This window comes from Rhizobacter terrae (assembly GCF_003852895.1).
Classification (GTDB): domain Bacteria; phylum Pseudomonadota; class Gammaproteobacteria; order Burkholderiales; family Burkholderiaceae_C; genus Albitalea; species Albitalea terrae.
Genome location: NZ_QUSW01000002.1, coordinates 393680 through 407811, shown reverse-complemented (window position 1 = coordinate 407811; position 14132 = coordinate 393680). Strand labels below are relative to the sequence as shown.

The 14132-nt window shown below is 66.1% G+C and carries 15 protein-coding genes; 9 read left to right on the top strand and 6 right to left on the bottom strand.

Annotated elements, in window-relative coordinates; all coding sequences use genetic code 11:
• The first annotated feature begins 122 nt into the window (after window positions 1-122).
• Both ubiD and DZC73_RS08810 read left to right on the top strand, forming a co-directional pair.
• Window positions 123-1688 carry a 4-hydroxy-3-polyprenylbenzoate decarboxylase gene (ubiD, locus tag DZC73_RS08815; RefSeq protein WP_124540366.1) on the top strand — a complete coding sequence of 522 codons (1566 nt, stop codon included), beginning with the start codon at window positions 123-125 and terminating at the stop codon, window positions 1686-1688.
• A gap of 341 nt (window positions 1689-2029) precedes the next feature.
• Complete coding sequence (locus tag DZC73_RS08810) at window positions 2030-2698, top strand: PEP-CTERM sorting domain-containing protein (protein ID WP_124539860.1); 669 nt, start codon at window positions 2030-2032, stop codon at window positions 2696-2698.
• Between the two features lie 302 nt (window positions 2699-3000).
• Here the strand turns inward: DZC73_RS08810 and DZC73_RS08805 are convergent, their stop codons facing one another.
• The 4 genes from DZC73_RS08805 to DZC73_RS08790 are packed head-to-tail and all read right to left on the bottom strand — an operon-like array spanning window position 3001 to window position 6361.
• Window positions 3001-4011, bottom strand: coding sequence for a TRAP transporter substrate-binding protein (locus DZC73_RS08805; RefSeq protein WP_124539859.1), 1011 nt, complete (start codon window positions 4009-4011; stop codon window positions 3001-3003).
• A 35-nt stretch (window positions 4012-4046) separates the two neighbouring features.
• Window positions 4047-5336, bottom strand: a complete 1290-nt coding sequence (locus tag DZC73_RS08800; protein WP_124539858.1) for a TRAP transporter large permease — start codon at window positions 5334-5336, stop codon at window positions 4047-4049.
• Window positions 5337-5342: 6 nt separating this feature from the next.
• Entirely contained in the window at window positions 5343-5855 is a 513-nt protein-coding gene (locus DZC73_RS08795; RefSeq protein ID WP_124539857.1) for a TRAP transporter small permease, read from the bottom strand.
• Entirely contained in the window at window positions 5852-6361 is a 510-nt protein-coding gene (locus DZC73_RS08790; RefSeq protein WP_235835044.1) for a gluconokinase, read from the bottom strand. Before DZC73_RS08790 ends, DZC73_RS08795 begins: the two co-directional genes overlap by 4 nt.
• A gap of 187 nt (window positions 6362-6548) precedes the next feature.
• Here DZC73_RS08790 and gntR point away from each other — a divergent pair, with 187 nt between their 5' ends.
• Together gntR and DZC73_RS08780 are read left to right on the top strand one after the other, a co-directional pair.
• Window positions 6549-7577 (top strand): HTH-type transcriptional regulator GntR, encoded by a 1029-nt coding sequence (gene gntR, locus DZC73_RS08785; RefSeq protein ID WP_124539856.1) that lies wholly within the window; start codon window positions 6549-6551, stop codon window positions 7575-7577.
• A gap of 86 nt (window positions 7578-7663) precedes the next feature.
• Window positions 7664-8353 carry a glutathione binding-like protein gene (locus DZC73_RS08780; RefSeq protein ID WP_124539855.1) on the top strand — a complete coding sequence of 230 codons (690 nt, stop codon included), beginning with the start codon at window positions 7664-7666 and terminating at the stop codon, window positions 8351-8353.
• On the opposite strand, the gene DZC73_RS08775 is transcribed toward DZC73_RS08780, so the two are convergent.
• Window positions 8354-9250: a recombination-associated protein RdgC gene (locus DZC73_RS08775; RefSeq protein ID WP_124539854.1), complete on the bottom strand. Its 897-nt coding sequence runs from the start codon at window positions 9248-9250 to the stop codon at window positions 8354-8356.
• A gap of 250 nt (window positions 9251-9500) precedes the next feature.
• Between DZC73_RS08775 and DZC73_RS08770 the strand changes: the two genes are divergently transcribed.
• Window positions 9501-9920, top strand: a complete 420-nt coding sequence (locus DZC73_RS08770) for a nucleotide triphosphate diphosphatase NUDT15 (RefSeq protein WP_124539853.1) — start codon at window positions 9501-9503, stop codon at window positions 9918-9920.
• 27 nt (window positions 9921-9947) lie between these two features.
• Window positions 9948-10337: an MAPEG family protein gene (locus tag DZC73_RS08765; protein WP_124539852.1), complete on the top strand. Its 390-nt coding sequence runs from the start codon at window positions 9948-9950 to the stop codon at window positions 10335-10337.
• A gap of 265 nt (window positions 10338-10602) precedes the next feature.
• Here the strand turns inward: DZC73_RS08765 and DZC73_RS08760 are convergent, their stop codons facing one another.
• Complete coding sequence (locus DZC73_RS08760; protein ID WP_161974508.1) at window positions 10603-11052, bottom strand: universal stress protein; 450 nt, start codon at window positions 11050-11052, stop codon at window positions 10603-10605.
• Window positions 11053-11224: 172 nt separating this feature from the next.
• On the opposite strand from DZC73_RS08760, the gene DZC73_RS08755 reads away from it, so the two are divergent.
• The 3 genes from DZC73_RS08755 to ccoS are packed head-to-tail and all read left to right on the top strand — an operon-like array spanning window position 11225 to window position 14083.
• A complete protein-coding gene (locus tag DZC73_RS08755; RefSeq protein WP_124539850.1) occupies window positions 11225-11647 on the top strand; it encodes a universal stress protein in 423 nt (140 codons plus the stop codon).
• 6 nt (window positions 11648-11653) lie between these two features.
• Window positions 11654-13891 carry a heavy metal translocating P-type ATPase gene (locus tag DZC73_RS08750; protein WP_124539849.1) on the top strand — a complete coding sequence of 746 codons (2238 nt, stop codon included), beginning with the start codon at window positions 11654-11656 and terminating at the stop codon, window positions 13889-13891.
• Between the two features lie 24 nt (window positions 13892-13915).
• Window positions 13916-14083 carry a cbb3-type cytochrome oxidase assembly protein CcoS gene (gene ccoS, locus DZC73_RS08745; RefSeq protein ID WP_124539848.1) on the top strand — a complete coding sequence of 56 codons (168 nt, stop codon included), beginning with the start codon at window positions 13916-13918 and terminating at the stop codon, window positions 14081-14083.
• The last annotated feature ends 49 nt before the right edge of the window (window positions 14084-14132 follow it).

The window sequence follows — 14132 nt, the reverse complement described above, 5'->3', positions numbered from 1 at the left end:
CTCTCCATCCCAACGATGTGGGGCGCGGGTTATCCCTGATCTGTGTCAGGAACGGGCGCATTCTAGGAAGGCATTTCATAACCGGTCAAGGTTATGAAACTAGTTTCTTACTACTATTTGGTATGAAATATCGCGATCTGCGGGACTTCATGGCCGGCTTGGAGAAGCTCGGCGAACTGCGGCGTGTCGCAAACCCAGTATCGGCGCGGCTTGAAATGACAGCGCTCAGTGACAAAGTCCTGCGCGCCGGCGGGCCGGCCCTGGTTTTCGAAAAGCCCGACGGTTACAAAATTTCCGCCTTGACGAACCTGTTCGGCACTCCTAAACGGGTCGCCATGGGCATGGGCGCCAGCGATGTGAGCGAGTTGCGCGAGGTCGGACAGATGTTGGCCAGCCTGAAGGAGCCGGAACCACCCAAGGGGCTCAAGGACACCGGCCGCCTGTTACAGATGGCGAAGGCGCTGTGGGACATGAAGCCGTCCTCGGTCCGCAGCGCGCCTTGCCAGGAGGTGGTCCGAGAAGGATCCGAGGTCGACCTGGGCGATCTGCCGGTGCAACTGTGCTGGCCAGGCGATGCAGGGCCGCTGATCACCTGGGGCCTGGTCATCACCCGCGGCCCGCAGTCAGTGCCCAATCCGCGCCGGCGCCAGAACCTCGGTATATATAGACAGCAGGTGATCGGCCGCAACCAGGTCATCATGCGCTGGCTGGCCCACCGGGGCGGGGCGCTGGATTTCCGGGATTTCGCATTGGCCAACCCAGGGCAGCCGTTTCCGATCGCCGTGGCGCTGGGCGCCGACCCGGCGACCATCCTCGGTGCCGTCACCCCGGTGCCGGACACGCTGTCCGAATACCAGTTCGCCGGCCTGCTGCGGGGCAGCCGCACCGAGGTGGTCGACTCGGCAGTGGGCGAGGGCGACCTGATGCTCCAGGTACCGGCCAGTGCCGAGATCGTTCTGGAAGGACGCATCCCGACGGCGGCCCCCGGGTTCACCGGTGTCAGCGAGCACGGCATCCAGCTCAAGGAAATCGGCGGCTACCTGCATGCGCTGGAAGGGCCCTTCGGCGACCACACCGGCTACTACAACGAGCAGGACTGGTTCCCGGTGTTCGAGATCAGCCGCCTGACCTCGCGCCGCGACCCGATCTATCACTCCACCTACACCGGCAAGCCGCCCGACGAGCCGGCCGTGCTCGGCGTGGCGCTGAACGAAGTGTTCGTGCCCATCCTGCAAAAGCAGTTTCCGGAGATCGTCGACTTCTACCTGCCGCCCGAGGGCTGCAGCTACCGGATGGCGATCATCAGCATCAAGAAGAGCTACCCCGGCCACGCCAAGCGGCTGATGTTCGGCCTGTGGAGCTTCCTGCGGCAGTTCATGTACACGAAGTTCATCGTGGTCACCGACGACGACGTGAACATCCGCGACTGGCGCGAAGTGATCTGGGCCATCACCACCCGCATGGACCCGGCACGCGACACGACCCTGGTGGAAAACACGCCCATCGACTACCTGGACTTCGCCTCTCCCGTCAGCGGACTGGGTGGCAAGATGGGCCTGGACGCGACCAACAAGTGGCCGGGCGAGACGCCGCGTGAGTGGGGGCGCACCATCACCATGGAAGCTGCCGTCGAGCAGCGCGTGTCGGCCATCTTCGACCAGGTGATGGGCGCGAATCGCGCGGATTGACCGTTCATCGGTCTGTCATGAGCCGTCACGAAAAGCGTTGAATTTGTGCTTGATCTGGTGAGGGTCATGCCCTAAGTTTGAGAGGCCTGCATGCAGGCATCCGCAATGGCGCAATCTTTGCGCGCCAGGAGCCCCGGACTTCAATCCCTCCGGAGCCCCAAAGGAGGCGTCAGCCTCCCACCCCCTCCCGCTGTCACGGCGCGGAGGGGTTTGTCTTTTTTGTCTCCCTAGTTTGAAAGTGGATTCCCCTAGGTTGTGGCATGGCGCCGTCCAGTGCCGAAAGTCAGACTTCGTGCTCGGACAGGCGCCTTGCCGTCCCATGACAACCTGTAGGAGAGTCCATGAAGAAATTGATCCTTGGCGCAGCGATTGCGCTGGCCTTCCAGGCCGCCCATGCGGTCACCCTGATCAACGACACCGCAGTGGCCCTGCCGGGCACGACGGTCGCGGCCGAACCGCAATTGGCCGGCACGGTGCTGGAAGACAAGCTGACCGACTTCTCGATCGCCAGCCTGGGGATCACCGGTCACGTCCAGTCGCGCGTGGTGCGCAGCAGTGTGGACGGCACGCTGGACTTCTACTGGCGCGTGTTCAACGACGACTCCTCGCGCGGCAGCATCGGCAACTTCCGCATCGGCGAGTTCTACTCCCCGGAATACAACGCCAACTGGCGCATCGACGGTCTGGGCGACGTGTCTCCGACCGCCGCCTACATGTTCGGCGGTTCGTACGCCGGCAAGGGCTACATCAACTTCCAGTTCTTCGATGCAGCCGGCGGCGGCCAGATCGATCCCGGCGAGTCTTCACGCTTCATGTTCCTGGACACGAGTGCCACCGCCTACAACGAGCTGTCGGTGATGGACGTGGCCAACTCCAGCACCACAGCCATCTCGGGCCTGTCCTACACCTTCGGCCCGACCGCTCCGGTCCCGGAGCCCAGCACGTACGCGCTCATGGGCCTGGGCCTCGCGGCGATGGGCTTCCTGCGCCGCAAGTCGAAGCAAGAGTGAACAGGCTCGGAGAGCGACCTGTTCCTCCTTTGAGCGCCGCTGTCAAGCGGCGCTTTTTTGTTTTTGCTTTTCTGCGATGAGCGGGGTGTGCCGCCTGCCGCTCAAGGGAGGTTGGGCTGGCTCGACGAGAAAATCCGAAGCCGCAACAGCAAAGGCGTGGGTGGGCTGGCTGGGGCGCGAATCAGGAAGCCCGAGCACCGCAGCGAAGTCGGCGCAAAGCGCCGACCGCTTCCGCCGCGCGCCCCAGCCAGCCTACCCACGCCTTTGCCCATCCGAACGAAACGCCACAAGCGATCAAAAGATCACTTCCCTCCACGAGCCTTCGACACCGCAGCCTGCGTCTCATTCCACAGATCCATCCCGACGTTCGCAGCAATGGACGCATTCACCCGCGTGAGCTTGTCGCGCATCCGCGCCGCTTCAGTCGGCGACAGTTCGTTGATCTGCATCCCCTTGCCCTTGAGGTCGGCCAGCGCCTTCGCTGCTTCATCGCGCGTGTCCTTGCGCTCGAAGTCTCGGCTCTTCTCTGCCGACTTCAACAGAACGTTCTTCTCCGCAGGCGACAGGCCATCCCAGAACTTCTTGCTCACGAGCACGATCCACGGGCTGTAGACGTGGTTGGTGATGGTGAGGTACTTCTGCACCTCGTAGAACTTGCTCGACAAGATGGTGTTGAACGGGTTCTCCTGGCCATCCACCGCCTTGGTTTCCAAAGCGCTGAAGAGCTCCGAGAAGGGCAAGGGCACCGCGTTGGCGCCCAGTGTCTTGAAGCTGTCGAGGAAGACGTTGTTCTGCATCACGCGCAGCTTGATGCCGTTGAGATCCTCCAGCTTGTTGACAGCGCGCGTGTTGTTGGTGAGGTTGCGGAAACCGTTCTCCCAGTACACGAGGCCCACCAGGCCTTTTTCCTCCAGCTTGGCTCTCACCTTCGTGCCGACAGGCCCGTCGAGCACGACGTCGGCTTCCTTGGCGTTGTTGAAGAGGAAAGGCGTGTCCCACAGCGCCATTTCCTTCGTGATGCCCACCAGCGTGGCGGTGGAGCCCACCATCATCTCCTGGGCGCCGCCGATGAGCGCTTGCTGCATCTGCACGTCCGAGCCCAGGCTGGCCGCACCGAAGGCGCGGATCTTCATCTTGCCGCCCGAGAGCTTGTCGACTTCGTCCACGAAGACCTTGGTGGCGCGGCCCTGGTTCGATTGCTCGTTCAACCCATAGCCGAAGCGGATGAGCCTGGGCTTGATGTCCTGCGCGAACGCGCTGCCGATGGACAGCGTGGCGATGACGGCAGCAGTGAGAAGCGTGCGGCGTTGCATGGTGTTGTCTCCTTGTGAAATCTGCGAGGGGCGTGTCAGCGAAGCCAGATCACCGGCCAGGTGACCAACTGCGGGAAGGCGGTGAACAGCGCGAGGATGCCGACATAGGTGATGAGGAACGGATTCACGCCCTTGATCACGTCGTGCATCTGCAAACGTCCCACGCCGGCCACCACGTTGAGCACCGTGCCCACGGGCGGCGTGATGAGGCCGATGGCGCCGTTGAGCACGAACATGAGGCCGAAGTACACCGGGTCGATGCCAGCCTTTTGCGCGATGGGCAGCATCACCGGCGCGAAGATGAGGATGGTGGGCGTGAGGTCCAGCGCGGTACCGATGAGGACCAGCACGATCATCATCACCGCCATCAAGAGGCGCGGGCTGTCCACCAGCGGGCCCAGCCAGGCGGTGAGCGTGGCGGGCAGGTCCGCCAGCGTCACCATGTACGAAGCCACCTGTGCGCCCGCGCACAGGAACATCACGATGGCCGTCGTCTTCGCCGCACGCACCAGCACGCCGTGGAACTGCACGAGGCTCATCTCGCGGTGCACGAAGAAGGCGATGATCAGTGCATACACCGCCGCCACCACCGCGGCCTCGGTGGGCGTGAAGTAGCCGCTCTTCATGCCACCGATGATGATGAGTGGCATCAGCATCGCCCAGAAGGCCTTGGCCGTGGCGCGCAGGCGTTCGGACAGGGGCCGCGCCACGCCTTGCGGCAAGTCGATCTTGCGCAGTTCCAGCTTCCACGCGATGACCAGTCCCGCCCCCATGACCAGCCCCGGCACGATGCCCGAGATGAACAGCGACGAGATCGAGGTGTTGGTCGTCACGCCGTAGATCACGAAGGGCATCGACGGCGGGATGATGGGCGCGATGATGCCGCCCGAGGCGATGAGTCCGGCCGAGGTGTTCATCGGATAGCCGTGGGCGCGCATCATCGGCAGCAGGATGGTCGCGAGCGCCGCGGTGTCGGCCAGCGCGGAGCCGCTCATGCTGGCCATGAGAATGGCCGCGCCGATGGTCACGAAGCCCAGCCCGCCGCGGATGTGTCCCACCCAGGCCTGCGCCATCTCGATGATGCGCCGGCTGATGCCGCCCGCATTCATCAGCTCGCCGGCGAGGATGAAGAAGGGCACGGCCAGCAACGGGAAGCTGTCCACGCCGGCCACGAGGTTCTGCGCGAGCAACTGCGTGTCCCAGAAGCCCAGGCCCCAGGCCATGGCCGCGCCGGTGAGCACGAGCGCGAAGGCCATGGGCACGCCGATGCCCATCACCACGAGCATCACGACGACGAAAAGAATGGCGACGGTGCCTTGGTTCATGGTGGTCTATTCCACTTCCGACTCGTGGCCGAGGGCGATGGGCGCGCCGCGCACCAGGTTGATGAAGGCCATCACGCCGATGGCCGCCGAGCTGAGGAATGCCGGCAGCGGAAGCAGGGCGTTCGGGTAGCCGATGACCACGCTCTTGCTGTCCATGCCCACTACCACCTGCTGCCACGCCCCCCATGCGACGAACACGCAGGACACGACCACCAGCAGGTGGATGATCAGCGTCATCGCCTTCAGCAGACGGCCGCCCATGCGTCCGCGCAGCGGCAGCAGCAAGCTGGTGAAGGCCATGTGCTCGCCCAGCGGATACGCGGCAGTTGCGCCGATGAACACCATCCACACGAAGAGCAGGCGCGACAGTTCCTCGCTCGCCGCGATGCCGCTGCCAAAGCCGTAGCGCAGCACCACGTTGATGAAGACGGCGCCGGCCATGACGCCCAGCGTCGCGGCCATGGCGGCGTCGGCCAGGCGCTGCGGCCAGGGTTTCGGGGTGTCGGAAGCTGAACTCATGGCGTGGCCTTGGAAGAAGGGACCGGGGGCATCCACCGCAGGACTTGCCCAAGCAGTTCGCCGGTGGACAGGGTGGCGTCGACGCGCAGCACGCCGTCTTCGCCGTCGGGGCGCTCCAGCGTGGCGAACTGGCTCGCGACCAGCGTCGGCGGAAAGAGGTGGGCAGGACGCCGCGCAACACGTTCACGGGCCTGCGCCTCGGTGAGATCCAGGAAGACGAAGCGCAGTCCGGACGATGCCTCGCGCAATTGGTCGCGATAGACGCGCCGGAGGGCCGAACAGGTCATCACCGCATGAGGCCGCGAGGCCAGCTCTTGCGCCAGCGCCTGCAGCCATTCGCGGCGGTCCGCATCGGTCAGCGCGACGCCGCTCTTCATCTTCTCGATGTTGCGCGGCGGATGGAAGTCGTCGCCTTCCACCAGCGGCCAACCCAGGCCGTCGGCCACGGCCTGCCCGAGGGTCGACTTGCCGCATCCGGCCACACCCATGACGACGAGAGAAGGCATATTCAAGCGAGCAACATGATTTGGGACAGCGCTATCTCAGCCGCGGTGAAAAAACGGATGAAGGCGCGATGCGGCGTGCCGAACCGGCCCTCGTGCAGTTCACAATGAGAGCCTTGCCTCGATCCGTTGGACAGCGCTATCCTACGGGCAGGCTTCGAAATCACGAATCAGGTGTATCCCGTAGCGCATGAGCACAGCAGCTTCCAAGCGAGGCCGGTCGTCGGGCCGCGTCACCTTGAACGACGTGGCCGAGGCGGCCGGCGTCAGTCCCATCACCGTGTCGCGTGCACTGCGCGGCGAACGCAGCGTCGGCGCGGAACTGGTCGAGCGCGTGCAGGCTGCCGCGCAGGCCTTGGGCTACGTGCCCGATCCCGCGGCGCGCGCGCTTGCCTCGCAGCGCAGCTCGCATGTGGCGGTGCTCATCCCTCTGCTCAGCAACACGCTGTTCGTGGACTTGCTGGAAGCGGTTCACCGCACGCTGCTGCCGGCCGGCTTCCAGACGCTGATCGGCATCACGCACTACAAGCCCAAGGAGGAAGAGCTGCTGCTGCAAAGCTACATGGCGCACCGGCCGGCGGGCCTGCTGGTGACGGGCTTCGACCGCACCGAAACCGCACGCCGGTTGATCGCTTCCAGCGGCGTGCCCTGCGTCCACGTGATGGAGACCAGCGACGCGCCGGGCGTGCATTGCGTGGGCTTTTCGCAGATGGAAGCGGGCCGTGCCATCACGCAGCACCTGCTGTCGCGCGGCCGGCGGCGCATCGCCTTCGTGGCGGCGCAGCTCGACCCGCGCGTGATGCAGCGAGCCGAGGGCTACCGCCGTGCGTTGCACGAAGCGAACCTCTACGACGCAGACCTCGAACTGCTCAACCCCGACAGCTCATCGCTCGGCCTGGGCGGCCACCTGTTCGAAGAGGTGCGGCGGCGCCGTCCCGACGTCGACGCCATCTTCTTCTGCAACGACGACCTCGCGCAGGGCGGGCTGCTGGCTGCGCTGCGCCTGGGCGTGAAGGTGCCGCAGGAGGTGGCCGTCGCCGGCTTCAACGACCTCACCGGCAGCGACCTGATGCTGCCGCCGCTGACGACGGTGCACACGCCGCGGGTGGAGATCGGCGAATGCGCGGCGCAGATGCTGCTGAGCCTCATGCGGCGCGAACCGGTCGCGCGCAGCAGCCTGGACCTGGGCTACCGGCTGGTGATCCGCGAGAGCACCTGAAACCCGGAAGAATCAGAGCGCCTGCAAGGTCTTTGCGGATTGGCGACCATGCGCCCTCCATTCCCACCCAAGCACACGGACTGCACATGATTGACCTGTACTACGCCGGCACGCCCAACGGGCACAAGATGACGATGTGCCTGGAGGAACTGGGGCTGCCTTACCGGATGAACCGCATTGCCTTGCTCAAGGGCGAGCAGTTCGCGCCGGCGTTCCTGGCCATCTCGCCCAACAACAAGATCCCCGCGATGGTGGACCATGCGCCGGCCGACGGCGGCGAGCCGATCTCGATCTTCGAATCGGGCGCCATGCTGCAGTACCTGGCCGAGAAGACCGGACGGCTCATGCCCACGGACCTGCGTGGTCGCACCGTGGTCATGCAGTGGCTGTTCTGGCAGGTGGGCGGCCTCGGCCCCATGGCAGGGCAGAACGGGCACTTCTCGACGCATGCGCCGGAAAAGATTCCCTACGCCATCAACCGCTACGTGAATGAAACCAAGCGCCTGTACGGCGTGCTGGACAAGCGCCTCGAAGGCCGCGACTTCATTGCCGGCGACTACTCGATCGCCGACATCGCCTGCTACCCGTGGATCGTGCCGCACGAGGCGCACGGGCAGCGGCTGGACGACTTCCCGAACCTGAAGCGCTGGTTCCAGTCCATCGCGGCGCGGCCGGCCACCCTGCGTGCCTACGAAGGTGCGCAGCAGAGCTACGCGAAGGATTCCGGCGCGAAGATGACCGAAGAGGAGCGCCGCGTCCTCTTCGGTCAGAAGTGACTACGCCAGCGCCTGCTCGCCATCCAGCGCATTGATCAGATCGGGAATGAGCTGCCTCAGCTCCCCCGTTGCGATCGCCACATCGGTGTCGAATCCGGCGTCCTGCGCGGCCGGGCCTTCGAGCACCACGTCCAGCAGCTTGATCTTCTTGAGCGTCATCGCCTCGGTGAGCACGAAGGACACGCGGTTGTCCCAGGTCATCGCCAGCTGCGTGGGAATCTTTCCCTGCTCGATGTGCTGTCCCACCTCGTCGATGTCCAGGTTGTGCCTTGCGTAGCGCACGAGTGACTTCTCGCTGTCGGGCTGCTTGAGCTCGCACTCGCGGTCCACGCTGAAGCCAGCGGGCGCTTCCTTGGTCTTGAGCCATTGCGACATCGCGGTGGATGGTGACGATTCGGTCTGCAGCAGCCGCAGGGCGATGCCGCCGCCGAGGATCTCCACCAGCAGCGTCACGATGCGGTCGGCCTTCTTGGTGCTGCCCGCATCGATGATGAGCAGCTTCTCCTTCGCATCGATCCAGATGTTGGTGCTCGACCGCTTGGAGAAGGCGCGCGGCAGCAGCTCGTGCACGATCTGCTCCTTCATCTCCTTCGCGCGCTTGCCCTTGGGGCGGCGGCCGGTGTCGGCTTCGATCTTGTCCAGCTCCGATTCGAGCCGGTTCTTCACCGCCGAGCTGGGAACGGCCTTGGTCTCGACGACCAGCCGCAGCATCATCTGCCCGCCCACCAGTTCCACCATCGGCCCGCGCTTCTCGCCGCGCGGCTCCAGGAAGCCCACCGATTCGGCCTGCGAGGCGCCGCATTCGGTGAAGCGGTGCGCCGCGAGCTTCTCATCGAGCGCGGCGAGTTCGGGTTGTTCCCATTGGGTGATGCGGTAGACGAGGGCGTTCTTGAACATGGACTGCGGGGGAAGAGGCGAGGAGCCGGATTGGGCGCGAGGGGCGCATTTTCTTCGATTTCTCGCGGCGATCGTGGCGTTGCACAATGCCGCGAGCTTCTTGCCGTATCAGCCGCTGCCCAGGGCAGCGCTGGAACATCGGCTTCCACTTCTCCTGCTCCATGCCAAAGCCCATTCAGATCACGGTCACCCCAGGGCGTGTCTTGCGACGCTCCTCGAAGGAAGAGTCGCAGAAAGGGTGGATGTGAGGATGGCGCAAGACCGCGCTGCTGATCCCCGCGTCGGAGTCGGCGTCATCGTCATCCGCCAAGGCATGGTCCTGATGGGTTTGCGCCAGGGCTCCCATGGCTCGGGCACCTGGGCGCTGCCTGGCGGGCATCTTGAGTTCGGTGAAACCGTTGAAGCGTGCGCTGTCCGGGAGGTGCGCGAGGAGACCGGGCTGGAAATCCAGCATCTTCATGCCGGCCCGTATTCGAACGATCTTTTCGAGGGCAGGCACTACGTCACGCTGTTCGTCATCGCTGACGCGCCCGATGGCGAACCGCGTCTCATGGAACCCCAGAAGTGCTCGCAGTGGCGGTGGTGCCGGTGGTCCGAACTGCCGCAGCCACTCTTTCCACCCGTCGACACCATCCGAACCTCAGGCTATGCGCCACCCGGCGCGGCCTGACCTTGCGCGGCCTGCACGAAGCGAACCATGCACAGCCCACTGATCTACCCCATGGCCGCGCACGTCGGCCTGACGGCGTTCCTCTACGTCCTGCTCACGGTCGCCCGTGCGCCGTCCGTCTGGGGGCCTGGCCGCCGCGCGGACGGCTCCAATCCCTGGACGGATGTCGAGCCGCGCATCAGCGCCAACCTGTCGAATCAATTCGAATGGCCGCTCTTCTTCCACGCGGCGTGCCTGCTGCTGATCCAGCAGCAGGCCGTGACATCGCTTCAACTGTGGTTGGCATGGGCCTTCGTCGCAGGGCGCATCGCGCACTCGTGCGTTCAGGTCCTCACCCGGAATGTGAGGCTGCGAGGCGCCGTGTTCACCGTCAACTTCCTGGCGGTGCTTGGCCTGTGGATTGGCCTTCTGGTCTAGCTCACTGAAAGCGGGCGGCGCTGTCAGCCCCGGGTGGGAGGACGTTTGCGATCCGGCAGTGCGGCGTCGGTCGGCCAGCCGCACGACGCCACCAGGAGCGTGCGGAAGGGCTCCTTCTTCGTCAGCGCTTTCAGGTCGCCGGTGGCGGGTGCCGATTTGCGCGCAGCGCCTCGTGGGCTGGTCTTCTTGATGGGGGCGACAGGAGTATCCAAAATCGGTGGCGCAGGCGTGGTTGAGGCCGCGCATTCTATGCGCCCGGGCCGGGTCAGCCCCTGGGTGGCGACGGCACCACCATCACCGGTACCGGGCTGTTCCTGCACACAGACTCCGCCACGCTGCCCAGGATCGCCCGTTTGATGCCTTGTCGGCCGTGCGATCCCATCACGATGAGCCCGCAGTCGTTCACTGCGGCCGCTTCGAGGATGCTCGCCGGCGTGGACTCCATGGCAAAGCACACGATGTCGGTGGCCGCGACCCCTGCCTCGCGCACCATGCGCAAGCGCGAGGCCACCAGTTCCTCGCCGCGGCGCCGGCGGTGGGCCCGCAGGTCCTGCAGGGCCTCGTTGGAGGCGAACTCGCGCATCGTGGGGTAGTCGTCGATGACGTGCAGCAGCAGCAGGTGCGTGGTGCTTCCCTCGGCCAGGCGCATGGCTTCGCGCAACGCGAGGTCGGAGGTGTCCGTGCCGTCCAGGGGCACGAGGATGCGTTGGTACATGGTCCGTCTCCGGAAGATGACGCGGCCATCTTGCTCGGATGGCGCCGAAAAGGCTTGCGCCAGCGCAAGGTTTCGGCGTCCTCGTGCTCGCGGGCGCGGATCTTGATGCGGATCAAGCCCCCCGCCACGGCACGCCCTCAGCATCAGGCATTCCCTTGTGAAGGAGCCCATGATGAAGATCCTCTTGCCCGTGGACGGAAGCGACTACACCAAGCGCATGCTGGCCTACCTGGCAGCGCACGAGGAATTGCTGGGGCCGAAGCACGACTACCTGGCATTCACGGCGGTGCATCCCATTCCGTCGCATGCCTCGCGCTTCCTCGATCGCGGCACGCTCGATGCCTACTACAGCGAGCGCGCCGAAGAGGTGCTGCGCCCCGTGCGCCGCTTTGCCGAGCAGACGGGCTGGACGCTGCGCGTGGCACACCGCCTGGGGGACCCCGCGGCCGCCATCGCGTCGGTGGTCGAGGCCGAGCAACCGGACCTCATCGTGATGGGCTCGCATGGCCACACCGCCCTGGGCAATGTGCTCATGGGCTCGGTGACCAGCGGCGTGCTGGCGCGCTGCAAGGCGCCGGTGCTGCTGGTGCGCTGACGCACGATGGGCGCTGCGCCGCCGCTGCAGTCCGCGACCTGGCTGGACGATCCGGCCGAGGTCGACACCTTCACGCGCTGGCGCGGCGAAGGCGAGGGTGGCCGCGTCGCCGAATCGTCGCTGCGCATCGGCGGCATGCATTGCGCGCAATGCTCTGACACCGTGGCGCAGGCCTTGCGCCGCGTGCCCGGTGTGGTCGAGGTGCAGGTGAGTGCTGCCTCGCAATGTGCAAGCGTTCGCTGGCAGCCTGAGCTCACGCGGCCCTCGGTCTTCGTGCAGGCGCTGCAAGCCGCCGGCTATGACGCCGTGCCCGACACCGCCCAGGCTGCACGCGCGATGCGTCTGAGCGAATCGCGCGCCGCACTGTGGCGCCTGTTCGTGGCCGCCTTCTGCGCCATGCAGGTGATGATGCTCGCCACCCCGGCCTACGTGAGCTCGCCCGGCGAACTCGAAGCCGACCACAAGCAGCTGCTGGATTGGGGCAGCTGGCTGCTGACCTTGCCGGTGCTGTGGTTCTCCGCGCGCCCCTTCTTCTCGGGCGCCTGGCGTTGCGTCAAGGAGCGCCGCATCGGCATGGACGTGCCGGTGGCGCTGGGCATGGGCATCGCCTTCCTCGCCAGCAGCGGCGCTGCGTTCCAGCCCGGCGGGCCGTTCGGCAGCGAGGTCTATTTCGATTCGCTCACGATGTTCGTGAGCTTCCTGCTGGGTGCACGCTTCCTGGAGATGCGTGCCCGACACCGCGCCGAGATGGCGCTGGAAGAGACCTGGTCGCGCACGCCCAATTCGGTGATGCGCTTGAAGCCCGACGGCATGGTCGAGGTGGTGAGCGCCAAGACCCTGAAGCCCGGTGACCTGGTGCGTGTGCCGGTGGGCCAGGCCTTTGCCGCGGACGGCGTGCTCACCGAAGGCGAGACGCGCGCCGACGAGGCCCTGCTCACCGGCGAGTCGCGTCCGCAGGACAAGCGCATCGGCGATGCATTGGTCGCCGGCAGCATGAACCTCGGCGCCCCCGTGCTCATGCGCGTGCAGCGCGTGGGCGCGGACACGCGCTACGAAGCCATCGTCTCCATGGTGCGTGCCGCGCGCACCCACAAGCCCCAGCTGCTGGCCAGCGCCGACCGCTGGGCCGGTCCGTTCCTGTGGGGCGTGCTGCTGCTGGCCGCGGTGGCCGGTGCGGCATGGAGCGTCGTGGATTCCTCGCGCACCCTGGGCGTGGTGGTGGCCGTGCTGATCGTCACCTGTCCCTGCGCCCTGTCGCTGGCCTCGCCCGCATCGTTGCTGGCCGCCGCCGGCGCCATGGGCCGCCAAGGGCTGCTGCTTCGGCGGCTCGATGCCATCGAAGCCCTGGCCCGGGTGGATACGCTGTTCATCGACAAGACCGGCACCCTGACCGAAGCAAGCGTGGATTGCCTGCCGATGGTCCGCCTGAATGGCGACGACCTGCCCGCGTCACAGCTGTCCAACATCGCAGCCTCGCTGGCGGGTTGGTCCACCCATCCCATCGCGGCAGCACTGCGCCAGCGTTTCCAACCGGCGGACGTCGCCTGGCACGATGTGCGTGAAGAAGCCGGCCAGGGGCTGCAGGCGGTGGATGCCAACGGCGCCACCTGGCGCCTGGGTTCCTCCCGCTGGGCGGGCGCAGAGGGCCATGCCCATGCCCGCAGTGCCGCCTGCTGGCTCAGCCGCGACGGCCGCGTCCTCGCTCGCTTCGACATGGACGACCGCCTGCGCCAGGATGCGCGCCAGGCCATTCGCGATCTGCAAGCCGATGGCGTGCACGTTCACCTGCTGTCCGGCGACGATCCCGCGAGGACGCGCAAGGTCGCTGCGGCGATCGGCCTCGCATCCTCGAAGGGCGGTCTCTCGCCCGAAGACAAGCTGGCCGCGCTGCGCCATGCGCAGCAGGCCGGCCAGGTGGTCGCGATGGTCGGCGACGGCATCAACGATGCGCCCGTGCTCGCGCAGGCCGATGTCTCCTTCGCCATGGGCGAGGGCGCACAGATCGCGCGCACGCAGGCCGATGGCGTGCTGGTGTCCAACCGGTTGGGCGACATCGTGCTGGCCCGCGCCCGCGCCAAGAAGACCGTGGCCGTCGTGCGCCAGAACCTCGCCTGGGCCGTGGCCTACAACGCGGCCTGCGTGCCCTTGGCCATGGCCGGCTGGCTGCCGCCCTGGGCCGCGGGCCTGGGCATGGCCACCAGTTCCCTGGCCGTGGTCCTCAACGCCATGCGCCTGTCGAAGTAGCGCCCCACCCGCGACCCACCCGCCATGGACATCCTCTATCTCCTCATCCCGCTGTCGGCCGTGCTGGTGCTGGGCATCCTGGGCATCTTCGCCTGGGCGCTGGATGGTGGCCAGTTCGACGACCTCGAACAACAGGCCGAACGCATTCTCGACGCCGAAGACTCTGCACTTGATCCGCATCAAGTGGCCTAGGGCAGGCGCATCGAACAATTCCATCGTCGCCATTGGGGCGACATCTGGA

Coding starts and splice junctions, on each gene's coding strand:
- DZC73_RS08800 (WP_124539858.1), bottom strand. CDS start 5,336: ATGAACCAAGGCACCGTCGCCATTCTTTTCGTCGTCGTGATGCTCGTG.
- DZC73_RS08775 (WP_124539854.1), bottom strand. CDS start 9,250: ATGTTCAAGAACGCCCTCGTCTACCGCATCACCCAATGGGAACAACCC.
- DZC73_RS08760 (WP_161974508.1), bottom strand. CDS start 11,052: ATGTACCAACGCATCCTCGTGCCCCTGGACGGCACGGACACCTCCGAC.
- DZC73_RS08765 (WP_124539852.1), top strand. CDS start 9,948: ATGCACAGCCCACTGATCTACCCCATGGCCGCGCACGTCGGCCTGACG.
- DZC73_RS08790 (WP_235835044.1), bottom strand. CDS start 6,361: ATGCCTTCTCTCGTCGTCATGGGTGTGGCCGGATGCGGCAAGTCGACC.
- DZC73_RS08805 (WP_124539859.1), bottom strand. CDS start 4,011: ATGCAACGCCGCACGCTTCTCACTGCTGCCGTCATCGCCACGCTGTCC.
- ccoS (WP_124539848.1), top strand. CDS start 13,916: ATGGACATCCTCTATCTCCTCATCCCGCTGTCGGCCGTGCTGGTGCTG.
- DZC73_RS08795 (WP_124539857.1), bottom strand. CDS start 5,855: ATGAGTTCAGCTTCCGACACCCCGAAACCCTGGCCGCAGCGCCTGGCC.
- gntR (WP_124539856.1), top strand. CDS start 6,549: ATGAGCACAGCAGCTTCCAAGCGAGGCCGGTCGTCGGGCCGCGTCACC.
- DZC73_RS08770 (WP_124539853.1), top strand. CDS start 9,501: ATGGCGCAAGACCGCGCTGCTGATCCCCGCGTCGGAGTCGGCGTCATC.
- DZC73_RS08780 (WP_124539855.1), top strand. CDS start 7,664: ATGATTGACCTGTACTACGCCGGCACGCCCAACGGGCACAAGATGACG.
- ubiD (WP_124540366.1), top strand. CDS start 123: ATGAAATATCGCGATCTGCGGGACTTCATGGCCGGCTTGGAGAAGCTC.
- DZC73_RS08755 (WP_124539850.1), top strand. CDS start 11,225: ATGAAGATCCTCTTGCCCGTGGACGGAAGCGACTACACCAAGCGCATG.
- DZC73_RS08810 (WP_124539860.1), top strand. CDS start 2,030: ATGAAGAAATTGATCCTTGGCGCAGCGATTGCGCTGGCCTTCCAGGCC.
- DZC73_RS08750 (WP_124539849.1), top strand. CDS start 11,654: ATGGGCGCTGCGCCGCCGCTGCAGTCCGCGACCTGGCTGGACGATCCG.